Below are 12,722 nucleotides of genomic sequence, written 5' to 3' on the forward strand. Positions count from 1 at the left end.
CTGCTGATTGATTTGTTGGGCTTATTATAGCCGCCCCTTTCCCACTTGTCAACCCGGCACAGGTGTTAAGAAAATGACAAGATATCTTGAGAAAAACTAATGAAAATAACAAAAAATAAAACAGTCAAAAAAGGATAAAAATTCGGGGAAAATCAATAAAAGCTAGGTAAAATCAAAGAAAATGTTTTATAATTTGGAGAAGTGAAGCGGAGGGACACAAAAAAATATATAAATGTCCGTAAAAAAGGGTTGCTTTTTTTATAAAAATCTGCTATGATTCTTATCAAGAAACCGTTAAGAAATAAAAATGGCCGACAAAAAAGTGTTAAGAATCTTTACAGGGGAGGAGGATGACCAATGGGACCTGAAAAGATTTTCCTGATCGTAGTGATCGGGCTGTGCGTCGTGGGCGCTATCCTGAGTAGCGTTACGAACAAAAAGAATAAGGACAACAATAAGTGATTGTACAAACGCGCAAAATTGAAAAGTGAGATAAGGGGAGGATGTGAGCACGCTCACATCCTCCCCTTATCATATATAATGAAAGAAAAGCACCGGCTGAGCTGGTGCTTTTGATGGAGCGCTGGGGAGGAGCTATCTGCGGGCAGGATGCTCATTCCCCTCCGTTTGCCTGACCGGCCGGACAAAGGCGCGCCTAACAATACAAAAAGCGCAGGGACATCCAATGTCCCTGCGCCTGAGTACGGATGGAGGCCGGGCGGTGCCCTCTGTTTTCTACCTCGCGCCACATGTGATCGGCCTGTTCCAGATGCCGGGGGTCATGTCCTGGAGCGGAAGGCGAAAAAGCGCTGTCCGAAGTAGTTGAGCAGGACGAACAGCCCGGAGCCCGCCAGCATGGTCAGGTTGCCCTGAAGCTGGGGGCTGAGGGCAGTGCCGCTCAGCAGGGCTCCCATGGCGGGCTTGGCCAGGCCGTAGGCCAGCAGCCAGCATACTGTGATATTGGCCGCGAAGCGGAGCACCACGCCGGGGCCCTTCTCCCGGCTGCGGAAGGTGAAGTGCTTGTTGAGAAAAAAGCTGACCACGCTGCCCACCAGATAGTTGGCGGCGGAGGAGATCCAGTAGCCCGGGTCTCCCCAGAGGTGGAGGCCGGCCAGGTTGTAAAGGCCGAACATGACACCATATCCCACCAGGGTGTTCACCACCCCGACCAGGAGGAAGCGGAAAAGGGTGGGATCAAAGATCTTTTTCAGCATGGCGCGCCTCCCCGCAGGTGTCGGACAGGATATACCGGGGCCTGTCTTTCACCTCCTCATAGATCTTGGCGATATAGTAGCCGATAATGCCCAGACAGATCATGAGGATGCTGCCGATGAACAGGATCAGGATGATGACGGTGGTGAAGCCCTCCAGGGCCTGCCCGGTGAACTTCTGCCACAGGGAGTGGACGCTGAGCACCACCGAGGCGATCAGCACCAGCACCCCCAGAAAGGTGACCAGCTGGAGGGGGGCGGTGGAGAAGGCGGCCAGATTGGTGAGGGCATACCGGAACAGGCTGCGCAGGGACCACTTGGAGCGGCCCGCCTCCCGCTCCCGCACCTGGAACTCCACCTGAGCGGTGGAAAAGCCGATCCAGGAGGACAGGGCCCGGAAGAAGGCGTTTTTCTCCCGCATGGCCAGCAGCACATCCACCGCCCGCCGGTCCAGCAGCTTGAAGTCGGAGGCCCGGGACATGTCCAGCCCGGTGCTCCCGCTCATGGCCCGGTAGAAACACCGGACCGCCAGGGTGTGCAGGGGGCTCTCCTTTCCACGGCTCACCTTGACGCCTTCCACGACCTGGTAGCCCTGCTGCCACAGGCGGTACATGTCCACGATCTTTTCCGGCGGGTGCTGGAGGTCGCAGTCCAGCACCACACAGCAAGCCCCACGGGCCTGGGCCAGGCCGGCAAAAATGGCAGCCTCCTTGCCGAAGTTGCGGGAGAAGCGCACCCCCCGTACCTGGGGCAGGGCGCGGCTCTTCTCCTGGATGCGCGCCCAGGTCCTGTCCCGGGAGCCGTCGTCCACAAAGATCAGCTCATGGGGGATCTGGGCCTGCTCCAGCAGGGCGGAGATGACATCAGCTGCCCGGGGAGCCATCTCCTCCTCGTTGAAGGCGGGGAGGACCACGGAGAGCAGTCCGGAGTCAGTGGGAGCAGAATTGGGCATGGGACAGTTCATCTCCTGTTCTCATAGGCGATCTCAAAGTCGGATTTTGGGGTGTATTCCTCCTGCACCTTCACGACCAGGCAGCCGTCGATGATCTGGACGCTGCCGTCGTCGGGGTAGCGGGGCATGGCGGCGAATTCCGGCCGCTCCGCCATGGCCATAAGGTCGGCCTCGGCGGGCTCCTCGATAGGGAGGTTCAGCCAGTCCCGGAGGTAGTAGTAGATGTGCTTGTTCAGGGGAGCCACGGTGTCCAGGGGGACGCTGTAATGGTCCACCTGGGCAAAGCCCTCCACGCTGTTGTGGACCCGGTCGGTGGGGAAAGAGCCGATGAGATAGACCGGCATCCCGTGGGTGTAGCCGGGGCAGCTCTCGATGCGGGAGGCCAGCCGGGTGGCGTAGCTGAGGGTGGCGCGGTGGGCTTGGGCGGAGGCGGTGTAGAGCCGGTTGTTGGTGTTCAGGGAGAACAGCAGCAGCAGGACCAGCCACAGGGCGGCGCAGGGGGCCGCGCGGCGGCGGAGCACGGAGGCGCCGGCACCGGCGGCGGGGAGGGCCCGGTCAGCCAGCAGCACCACCGCCAGATAGACCAGCACAAAGGCGTATTTCATCAGGGGGGTGGGGGCGGACCAGGGGCTGAGGATCTGGCCGAAGTTGATGCCCAGGGGGAGCAGGGCCAGCATGGCCAGCCCGCCCAGGGGGCGCCAGCGCGCCCGCCAGAGCCCCTCCTGCCCCATGCACAGCAGGAAGCAGCCCCCGCCCAGCGCCAGCGCGGCCAGATCCAGCACGGCCATCCAGCCGGAGGTGAAGGTGTTGGCGGAACCGGGCAGGAAGAAGAAAGCCGCCACCTGCTTGTAGGTGTCCAGCAGCAGCCCGGGGAGGCGGGAGAAGGGATAGCCGGAGCTGGCGGCATCCATCCCCAGATAGGACAGCAGCTCCAGGTCCTTCACCTGAAGAAAGACCAGCAGGATGCCGTAGTAGAGGACGGCCCCCGCAGTCAGGAACAGCATCAGCCGCACCCCCAGGCGCAGGGTGGCGGAGAAGGAGGCGGACGGGTCCAGGGTCTCCCGGAAAATGACCAGCAGGGACAGGCCGATGGCCACCGTCACATAGGCCTGATAGGTGCCCATGGAGCAGGCCAGGAGCAGACAGCCTGCCAGCCAGTGCCACCGGCCCCTTCTGGCCAGGGAGACGGAGAGGACCGCCAAAAAAATGGCGAAGCAGTAGGCGGAGGCGGTGAACAGATAGAGAAAGGTGTAGCCCACGGCGGGAAAGGCGGCCATCAGCGCCCCGGACAGGGCGGAGAGGGCACGGCTGCGGATGCCCAGCAGAGAGACGGCCAGGGCGGCGGCCAGGGCGAGGAAGAGCACGGAGAAGAGGCCGATGACCGCCGGCATCTGGGTGAAGCCGTTGAAATAGGAGGCGAAGTGGAGAAACCACCGGCCGGAGACGGTCATCTGCTGGGGGTCGAAGATGCGGCTGAGACCGTCGGAGTTGGGGATGATGTTGGTAAAGACGTAGAGGTGGACCAGATAGCCCGACAGAAAACAGCCGAAAAAGGCCGCCTTCTGCGGGGGGGAGATCCGGGCCCACAGGGCTTTGAGCTTGTCGTCCAGCATGTCGCAGGTGCCTCCAGGGCGGCCGGAGCCGCGGATTTGAGAAAGAAAAGGGAAAATCATAGAACATCATATCATAATTTTCACATCCTGTAAACTCCGGGGCGGAAAGGGTGCTTTTCCCCGGAGGCCGGGGAGAGGGCGTTCTGCCGGAGCGGTGGAACTAAGGGCGGGGGAGAGGCATCCTTTTTGTGCCCCGGATACCCGGCGAGAGAGCAGAATAGAGTGGAAACGTGTTGCCCGGCGGGGACGGGTATGGTACAATCAAGAAAAAGATAAGGTGTCCGGTGGCCGATGGCGCCGGATACCCGGCGGCGCCCTCAAAAAATGTCCGGCGAGATCCGAGAAAAAACGGATTTTTCCTTGAAAAGAGGGGCAGGGATACGATATAATATAAAGAACGCCTTTTTGAGAGGAGGAGGGAGCGCTGTGAGCAAGACCATGATCCGCCGGGTGGAGCCCCGGAGCCCGGCGGCCAAAGCCGGCGTCCAGGCGGGAGAGACCCTGGTGGAGATCAACGGGAAGCAGATCCTGGATGTGCTGGACTACAAGTTCTATTCCTATGACGCCCGTCTGACGCTTACCCTCCAGGCCCCGGATGGAGCCAGCCGCACCCTGCGGGTCCGCAAGGAGGAGGGGGAGGACCTGGGACTAGAGTTCGAGACCTATCTCATGGACCGGGCCCGCTCCTGTGCCAACAACTGCATCTTCTGCTTTGTGGACCAGATGCCGCCGGGGATGCGGGAGAGCCTCTATTTCAAGGATGACGACGCCCGGCTGTCCTTTCTGATGGGCAACTACCTGACCCTGACCAACCTCTCCCAGCGGGAGGTGCAGCGCATCATCGACCTGCGCATCTCCCCCATCAACGTGTCCGTCCACACCACCGACCAGTCGCTGCGGGTGGAGATGCTGAAAAACCGCCGGGCCGGGGAGAGCATCGAGATCATGCGCCGCTTCGCCCGGCACCAGATCACCATGAACTGTCAGATCGTCTCCTGCCCCGGGATCAATGACGGACCCGCCCTGGACCGGACCCTGAGGGACCTGGCGGAGATGTTCCCCGCCGTCCACAGCGTGTCGGTGGTGCCGGTGGGGGTGACCAAGTACCGGGAGGGCCTCTATCCCCTGCGGCCCTATACCCGGGAGGAAGCGGGGGCGGTGGTGGACCAGGTGGAGGCCTTTGCGGCGGCCCACCGCGACGCCCACGGCACAGCCCTGGTCTGGTGCTCTGACGAGTTCTACCTGCTGGCCGGGCGGCCCCTGCCGGAGGAGGACTACTACGAGGAGTTCACCCAGCTGGACAACGGGGTGGGGATGCTCCGCCTGCTGCGCCAGGAATTCCGCCGGGGCCTGGACCTGATGGAGGCGGAGGAGATGGAGAGGACCGTCCCCTTCTCCATTGCCACAGGCGTGTCCGCCGCCCCGTTTTTAACGGAATTGGTAGAGCTGGCGCGGAAAAAATGTGGTAAAATAGAGGGGACGGTGTACCCCATCCGCAACGACTTCTTCGGGGAGACCATCGTGGTGGCCGGACTGGTCACGGGGGGCGACCTGATCGCTCAGCTGCGGGGGAAGAAGCTGGGGGAGCGTCTGCTCATCCCCGCCAATATGCTCCGCCACGGGGAGCGGGTCTTTTTGGATGACGTATCCCTGGACGATGTGGAGCGGGCACTGGGTGTCCCCGTGATCCCCGTGGAGCAGGACGGCTATGAGCTGCTGGACGCCATGTGCGGCATCTCGTCCGGCCTCCCCCGACAGGAGCTCCCCCGGGAGGAGACGGAATATTATCAATACAACCCCTGAGAGGGAATTAGGAATGAGGAATTAGGAGGTAGGAATTATGGCGCGCCTGGGGCGCGCAGACTCCCCGGCGCAGGCCGCCCCTATCTCCTATCCTCTAACTCCTAATTCCTCATTCCTAATTCCTAACTCATCAAGAGGTGATATGTATGAAGCCCTTAGTCGCCATCGTGGGGCGCCCCAATGTGGGCAAGTCCATGCTGTTCAATAAGCTGTGCGGCCAGCGCCTCTCCATCGTGGAGGACACCCCCGGCGTCACCCGGGACCGGCTGTACGCCCAGTGCGAGTGGAGGAACCGGGTGTTCGACATCGTGGACACCGGCGGGATCGAGCCGGGGACGGACGACCAGATCCTCTCCTTCATGCGGGAGCAGGCCGAGATCGCGATCCAGACCGCTACGGTGGTGGTCTTTGTCTGTGACGTCAAGACCGGCATGACCGCAGCCGACCAGGAGGTGGCCAACATGCTCCTCCGGGCCCGGAAGCCGGTGGTGCTGGCGGTGAACAAGGCGGACCAGGTGGGCCGGGAGAACCCGGACATCTACGAGTTCTATAACCTGGGCCTGGGCGACCCCATCGCCGTCTCCGCCGTCCACGGCCACGGCACCGGCGACCTGCTGGACGCCTGCTTCCAGTACTTCCCCCCCGAGGAGGAGGAGGACGAGGAGGACGATGTCATCAAGGTGGCCATCATCGGCAAGCCCAATGTGGGCAAGTCCTCCCTGGTCAACCGCATCCTGGGGCAGGAGCGGGTCATCGTCAGCGATGTGGCGGGCACCACCCGGGACGCGGTGGACAGTCCCTTCGAGAACGGGCGGGGCAAATACCTGTTCATCGACACGGCAGGGATGCGGAAGAAGTCCAGGGTGGATGACCGCATCGAGAAGTTCTCCGTCCTGCGGGCCACCATGGCCATCGAGCGCAGCGACGTGTGCCTCATCATGATCGACGCCCGGGAGGGGGTCACCGAGCAGGACACCAAGGTGGCCGGTCTGGCCCACGAGGCGGGCAAGGCCTGCATCATCGTGGTCAACAAGTGGGATGCCATCGAGAAGGACGGCAAGACCATGGACAAGATGCGCCAGGACGTGATGCGGGACCTGAGCTATATGACCTACGCCCCCATCGTGTTCATCTCCGCTCTCACCGGCCAGCGGGTGGACCGGCTCTTCGAGCTGATCAACTATGTGAATGACCAGGCAGCCACCCGCATCTCCACCGGGATGCTCAACTCGGTGCTGGCCGATGCCACCGCCCGGGTGCAGCCCCCCACGGACAAGGGCCGCCGCCTGAAGATCTACTACATGACCCAGGTGGGCATCCGCCCCCCTCATTTTGTGTGCTTCTGCAACGACGCCCGGCTGTTCCACTTCTCCTATCAGCGGTATCTGGAGAACCAGATCCGCGCCACCTTCGGCCTGGAGGGCACGCCGGTGCGGCTGACCATCCGGCAGAAGGGCGAGAAGGAGGAGTGAGCAATGCTGGGCATGACTTGGGGGGACATCTCCCCCTGGATCTTTTATGACATGGGTCTGCCCTTGCTTCTGGTGGCGGCAGCGGCCTACCTGCTGGGCTGCTCCAACGGGGCGGTCATCGTCTCCAAGTACATCCTGCGGGACGATGTGCGCACCCACGGCAGCGGCAACGCGGGGCTGACCAACTTCTACCGCACCTTCGGCGGGCCGCTGACCCTGGTAGTTATTTTGTGCGATGTCCTCAAGGCGGTGGCCGCAGTGTGGGCGGGCATCCTGATGGCCCGATATTGGGACGGCGGCTTCTGGAGCCAAGAGGCCATTGTTCTGGTCTTTGCCAAGTACTGGGCGGGCCTGTTCTGCCTGCTGGGCCACATGTTCCCCTGCATGTTCCACTTCAAGGGGGGAAAGGGCATCCTGTCCGGCGGCACCATCGCCATCATGATCGACTGGCGCATTGCCCTGGTGGTGTGGGGGGGATTCCTGATCCTTGCCATTCTCACCCGATACGTCTCCCTGGGATCGGTGTGGGCCGGAGCCAGCTTTCCGGTGGCCACCTGGTTCGTCTATCAGGACTGGATCATCACCCTGCTGGGCCTGCTCTTGGGCGGCCTGGTGGTCTACATGCACCGGGGCAACATCCACCGTCTGCTGACCGGGACAGAGAACAAGTTTTCTCTGCACAAGAAGCAATGACCCCGTAGGGGCGGCCTGCGGCCGCCCGAACAGCCAAGAAAATTGAACAACGGGCGGTCACAGGCCGCCCCTACAACATATCTTGGGAGGTATTACCATGAAAATCACAGTCCTTGGCAGCGGAGGCTGGGGGACGGCCCTGGCGCTGCTGCTGCTGGAAAACGGACATGAGGTGACCCTGTGGTCCTACACCGAGGAGGAGTCCCGGGTGCTGCGGGAGACCCGGGAGAACCCCATGCTGAAGGGGGTGCCGCTGCCCGAGACAATGGGCCTGACCACCGATATGGGGGCGGTGAAGGGCTGCGGCGCCGTGGTGATGGCCACCCCGTCCTTTGCGGTCCGCGCCACTGCCGCCAAGCTGAAGCAGCTGGCCGACCCGGGGACCATCGTGATCTCCGTGTCCAAGGGCATCGAGAAGGACACCTCCCTCCGCCTCAGCCAGGTCATTGAGGAGGAGCTCCAGGGCCACTGCCCCGTGGTGGTGCTCTCCGGCCCCTCCCACGCCGAGGAGGTGGGCCGCCATGTCCCAACCGGCGTGGTGGCGGCCAGCGAGGACCTGGAGCTGGCCCGGCAGGTGCAGGACCTGTTTATGAACCCCCGCTTCCGGGTCTACACCAGCACCGACAAGGTGGGCACCGAGCTGTGCGCCGCCCTGAAGAACATCATCGCCCTCTGCGCCGGCTGCTGCGACGGCATGGGCTGCGGGGACAACACCAAGGCACTGCTCATGACCCGGGGGCTGGCGGAGATGGCCCGGCTGGGGGTGGCCCTGGGAGGAAAACAGGAGACCTTTGCCGGGCTGGCCGGCGTGGGGGACCTGATCGTCACCTGCTGTTCCATGCACTCCCGGAACCGCCGGTGCGGCATCCTCATCGGCAAAGGGGTGGAGCCCAAAGAGGCGGTGAAGGAGATCGGCGCCGTGGTGGAGGGCTACTACGCCGCTGTCACCGCCCGCACCCTGGCCCAGAAGGTGGGCATCGAGATGCCCATCGCCCAGGCCGCCTACGAGGTGCTCTACGAGGGGCGGGATGTCCACGCCGTGGTCACAGAACTGATGTCCCGGGCCAAGCGGTCCGAGACCGAAGAGTCCTCCTGGACCTGAGAGAAGAAGGATAAGCGGGCCGGACAGCCATTTGTTGGCTGCCCGGCCCGCTATTTCTCCGGCCAATAGACTGATAACCGGTGCCGATCGCTGTTTGATGCTCTGTACACTGAGGGGATACGGCCCTGTATTATAACGCGGACGGCACAATAGGTTAAAAAGCATATACCATGACATGCTCCCCGTTGGTATCGTACTCTCCATTGAAGTGAAAACCGATCTGCTGATAGAGATGGATCGCGTGGGAGTTGGTCTCATACACACTGAGATATATGGTATCACAGGAATATTCTGTTCGGAGCCTGTCAAGCAGGGCAAGCACGACCCGCTTTCCGTACCCTTTGCCCTGATACTTTTTATCGATCAGCAGCCGGTCCAGCCACACCTGCCCCGGGGCAGGTTCCGGAAAATAACCGTACATGGCAAAACCGATCAGCATACCGAGGTCATAAATGCCGACGGGCCTCCACAACTCCAATTTGTCGGCCTCCTGAAGGCACTGTGTCACGCTTTCAATGAAGCCGGACTGGTCCGCAAAGACCTCCAGATGTTCGACCTCCGCTCGGTTCCTGCTGTTTACCGCTTCAAAATGCAATGTGTGATCGCTGTGGGAATTCATTTTGTTTTCTCCTGCTTTCTCAGAAAGGGGACGATCTGCTTGTCTCTATTTTTCAAGGGGAAAAGCATAAACGGTCTGGTATGGACCGCAGCCGGTCGTCCCGCGCATGGCTGATTTGAAATTATTTTGTCTCAGAACTGTCCCTGGGCGCATCCCCCTTTTCACACCCGATCAAAATTTGTGTTCCAGGGTGGAAGCCCTCTCTGGATGCCCCGGCCCACAGATGGGGGAGGGGGAACGCCCGGCGGGACGCTCCCTCTGATTAAAGGGATCTCTATTTTACCCGCAGCCGCCGGGCCAGCTCCCCATCTGGGGCGACATAGGCGGTCTCATAGGTGGTGTAGACCACCATGCCGGGCCGGGCACCCCCCGGCTTTTTCACATATTTTACCGGGGTATAGTCTACCGCCACTTTGCCGCTCGCCCGGCCCTGGGAGAACCAGGCGGCCAGCTGGGCAGCCTCCTGAATGCTGGTCAGGTCGGGCTGCCCCCCCTCGGTCCACAGGATGACGTGGGAGCCGTGGATCTTCTGGGTGTGGAACCACAGGTCGCTCTTGAAAGCCTGCTTGGTAGTGAGCAGGTCGTTCTGGGTGTTGTTTTTGCCCACGGAGATACGCAGGCCGGAGGAGGAGCGGAACTCCATGGGCTTCGAGGCCACCCGCTTGCCCCGGTCTCTGGCTTTGGAGGGGCGGCGGAGATATCCGGTGTCGGTGAGTTCCTGGCGGATCTCCTGGAGGTCCCGCTCTCCCTCCGCCAGAGCGATGGCCTCCAGCACGCTGTTCAGGTAGTCCAGGTCCCGCCGGCCTTTCTCTAGCTGTAAAGTTAAAATACTTTCCGCTGTTTTTGCCTTGTTGTACTCCTTATAGTACTTGGCGGCGTTCTGCTGAGGGGTGAGGAGGGGGTCCAGGGGGATGTGGATCTGAGGGCACTCCGGGTCATAGAAGTCGGCTGCCGTCAGCCGGGACATCCCCTTCTCCATGGCATGGAGATTGGAGGTGATGATGTCCCCGAACTGGCGCAGCCGCTCCCGGTCCCGGGTGGCGGCCAGCTCCTGCTCCTGAAGGCCGATCTTGCGGGCGGCGCGGTCCCGGGCGTTGGTCACGGAGCGGATCAGGTCCTGGCCCCGCTGGCGCACCCGCTCCTGGTTCTCCCGCTGCTCGTAAAAGCGGTCCAGAAGGGCGGAGAAGGAGGGGAAGGGGACGCAGGAGACGGCGGGGCCGTACTGGCTGATGGGCTGAAAGGTGAAGTCGGAGGGATGCCCCTCCTTTTCCAGCATGACAGGTGTAAAGCTGTTTTCCTGCACAGAACGCAGGAGCCCTTCCAGCTCATCCAGCAGCCGAGACCGGCCCCCTTCCCCCATCTGATGCAGCCGCGCGTCGGTGGCTCCCCCCGCCCGGAAAGCCAGCTCACGGCAGATGAGGGGGGAGAGGCCGCCGAAGGTGTCCAGCAGCCACTTGTCCGCCTGGCTCTCCTCCGGTGCGGCGGCCAGGGCGGACTCCAGGGCGGCGCGGTCCAGGGAGGAGGGGTCCAGCTTCTCCTGGGCGGGGGGGAGACGGTAGAACAGGCCGGGCAGCACCTGCCGCCGGGCGGACATGTCGCTGTCCACCCGCCGCAGGCAGTCCATGATCCGGCCCTCCCCGTCCAGCAGGATCAGGTTGGAGTGGCGGCCCATGGCCTCCAGCACCAGGCGGCGCTCCACCCGGTCCCCCAGCTCGTCCAGGGCCTCCAGCCGCAGGTCCACCACCCGCTCCATGGGTGGTTGGAGCAGCTCCAGCAGCCGGGCGCCGGACAGGTGCTTGCGCAGCAGCATGCAGAACATGGGGGGCTTGTCCGGGTTCTCCCGGGAGATCTGGGTGAGATGGGCCCGGGGGTGGCTGGGGTTGGCGGAGAGGAGCAGCTTCACATTGCCTGCGGGGGCCCGCAGGGCCAGGACCACCTCGTCCCGGCCTGGCTGATAGATCTTGTCGATTTTTGCCCCGGAGAGGGCGTTCTGCAGTTCATGGACCACTCCGCTCAGGCACAGCGCGTCCAAAGGCATGGGATCACCTCATTTATGTCACAGGTTGGGCGGGTCACAGCTCCCCCTCCATCATGGTGGAGAAGAGCTGGTTGAGCCGGTCGGTCCGGCCCTGGAGATAGAGCCAGCCGAACAGGGCCTCCAGGGCGGTGGCAGTCTGATACTCCCCACGGCTGGCCCCCTTGGGGACAGAGTGGGGGGCGGTGTTTCGGCCCCGGCGGAAGACATCCGCCTCCTCCTGGGTGAGCAGGGGGAGGATGCGCTCTGCCCGCCGGGCCTGGGCCGGCGCGGCCACATAGCCCACTGTGGCCCGGTGCAGGTTGCGGGCGGTGGCCTTGCCGTGGAGACAGAGCCAGGAGCGCACCATCAGCTCATACACCCCGTCCCCCAGGTGGGCCAGCCCCAGGCTGGACAGATTCAGCAGCTGTTCAGCGTCCATATTCAGGTGGAAGTAGTCGATCATAGGGTCCCCTCCGTCTCAGGCTTTCAATCTATCATCATACCACACTCCCCCCTATAAGACAATGCCTATATGCTGTAAAGATCACATGCGCACACACACGAGAGCAAAGAGAGCTGGTGCAGGCCGTTGCCAACCGGGCCGGGGTCTGGTACAATAGGGCCAAAAGAAAAGGGCCCCGGGACGGGGCGGAGAGGAGAAGCGCCATGCACAACGAACTGACGCAGAAGGACCTCCAGCTGATGCGGGAGGAGCTGGACTACCGCAGGGTCCAGCTGCGGCCCAAACTGCTGGAGGCGGTGAAGGAGGCCAGGGCTTTCGGCGATCTGAGCGAGAATTTTGAGTACAAGGCGGCCAAGCAGGAGAAGAACCGGAACGAGAGCCGCATCCGATTTCTGGAAAACATGATCAAGACCGCCGTGGTCATCGCGGACCATTCCGGGGCGGACACGGTGGGATTGTACGACCGGGTGACGGTCTACCTGGAGGAGGACGACGAGACAGAGGTGTACCAGATCGTCACCACCATGCGCCAGGATGCCCTCCACGGCCTGGTGAGCAAGGAGTCCCCCATGGGAAAGGCCCTGCTGGGCCGCAGGGTGGGGGACCGGCCCTATGTCCAGGTCAATGAGCAGTACGGCTACTATGTGGAGGTCAGATCCATCGAAAAGGGGACGGACGACGGCTCCGTCCCCCTCAACCGATTCTGAGCGGCGGGAGAGCAGGGAAAGGGGGGGGGGGGGGGGCCCCCCCCCCCCCCCCCCCCGCCCGCCCCCGCCC

11 protein-coding genes are annotated in these 12,722 nt (G+C 62.5%); 5 read left to right on the forward strand and 6 right to left on the reverse strand.

What is annotated here, in order from left to right:
- Positions 1 to 779: 779 nt before the first annotated feature.
- From NE584_RS17780 to NE584_RS17790, 3 genes are read right to left on the reverse strand one after another with little or no spacing between them, the layout of a single operon-like run.
- Positions 780 to 1,214, reverse strand: coding sequence for a GtrA family protein (locus NE584_RS17780; protein ID WP_050624582.1), 435 nt, complete (start codon positions 1,212 to 1,214; stop codon positions 780 to 782).
- Entirely contained in the window at positions 1,195 to 2,163 is a 969-nt protein-coding gene (locus tag NE584_RS17785; protein ID WP_108981388.1) for a glycosyltransferase family 2 protein, read from the reverse strand. The genes NE584_RS17780 and NE584_RS17785 overlap by 20 nt, the downstream gene beginning before the upstream one ends.
- An 8-nt stretch (positions 2,164 to 2,171) precedes the next feature.
- Positions 2,172 to 3,776: a glucosyltransferase domain-containing protein gene (locus NE584_RS17790; protein ID WP_256183377.1), complete on the reverse strand. Its 1,605-nt coding sequence runs from the start codon at positions 3,774 to 3,776 to the stop codon at positions 2,172 to 2,174.
- A 426-nt stretch (positions 3,777 to 4,202) separates the two neighbouring features.
- Between NE584_RS17790 and NE584_RS17795 the strand changes: the two genes are divergently transcribed.
- From NE584_RS17795 to NE584_RS17810, 4 genes are all read left to right on the forward strand, one after another.
- Complete coding sequence (locus tag NE584_RS17795; RefSeq protein WP_108981386.1) at positions 4,203 to 5,579, forward strand: DUF512 domain-containing protein; 1,377 nt, start codon at positions 4,203 to 4,205, stop codon at positions 5,577 to 5,579.
- Positions 5,580 to 5,725: 146 nt separating this feature from the next.
- Positions 5,726 to 7,051 carry a ribosome biogenesis GTPase Der gene (gene der / locus NE584_RS17800; protein ID WP_256183378.1) on the forward strand — a complete coding sequence of 442 codons (1,326 nt, stop codon included), beginning with the start codon at positions 5,726 to 5,728 and terminating at the stop codon, positions 7,049 to 7,051.
- Between the two features lie 3 nt (positions 7,052 to 7,054).
- The gene (locus NE584_RS17805; RefSeq protein WP_050624586.1) at positions 7,055 to 7,744 is read left to right on the forward strand and encodes a glycerol-3-phosphate acyltransferase; all 690 of its coding nucleotides are present in this window, start codon (positions 7,055 to 7,057) and stop codon (positions 7,742 to 7,744) included.
- Positions 7,745 to 7,841: 97 nt separating this feature from the next.
- Complete coding sequence (locus NE584_RS17810) at positions 7,842 to 8,846, forward strand: NAD(P)H-dependent glycerol-3-phosphate dehydrogenase (RefSeq protein WP_256183379.1); 1,005 nt, start codon at positions 7,842 to 7,844, stop codon at positions 8,844 to 8,846.
- A 154-nt stretch (positions 8,847 to 9,000) separates the two neighbouring features.
- On the opposite strand, the gene NE584_RS17815 is transcribed toward NE584_RS17810, so the two are convergent.
- The 3 genes from NE584_RS17815 to NE584_RS17825 all read right to left on the reverse strand — a co-directional run bounded on the left by NE584_RS17815 (position 9,001) and on the right by NE584_RS17825 (position 11,945).
- The gene (locus NE584_RS17815) at positions 9,001 to 9,465 is read right to left on the reverse strand and encodes an N-acetyltransferase (RefSeq protein WP_256183380.1); all 465 of its coding nucleotides are present in this window, start codon (positions 9,463 to 9,465) and stop codon (positions 9,001 to 9,003) included.
- A gap of 274 nt (positions 9,466 to 9,739) precedes the next feature.
- The gene (locus NE584_RS17820; protein WP_256183381.1) at positions 9,740 to 11,503 is read right to left on the reverse strand and encodes an NFACT family protein; all 1,764 of its coding nucleotides are present in this window, start codon (positions 11,501 to 11,503) and stop codon (positions 9,740 to 9,742) included.
- Positions 11,504 to 11,537: 34 nt separating this feature from the next.
- The gene (locus tag NE584_RS17825; RefSeq protein WP_050624590.1) at positions 11,538 to 11,945 is read right to left on the reverse strand and encodes a Mini-ribonuclease 3; all 408 of its coding nucleotides are present in this window, start codon (positions 11,943 to 11,945) and stop codon (positions 11,538 to 11,540) included.
- Positions 11,946 to 12,148: 203 nt separating this feature from the next.
- Between NE584_RS17825 and NE584_RS17830 the strand changes: the two genes are divergently transcribed.
- On the forward strand, positions 12,149 to 12,652 hold the full coding sequence (locus tag NE584_RS17830; protein WP_256183382.1) for a GreA/GreB family elongation factor: 504 nt from the start codon (positions 12,149 to 12,151) through the stop codon (positions 12,650 to 12,652).
- Positions 12,653 to 12,722 lie beyond the last annotated feature (70 nt).

Origin of the sequence: Clostridium sp. DFI.5.61, from assembly GCF_024462915.1 — a bacterium.
Lineage (GTDB): Bacteria > Bacillota > Clostridia > Oscillospirales > Oscillospiraceae > Lawsonibacter > Lawsonibacter asaccharolyticus.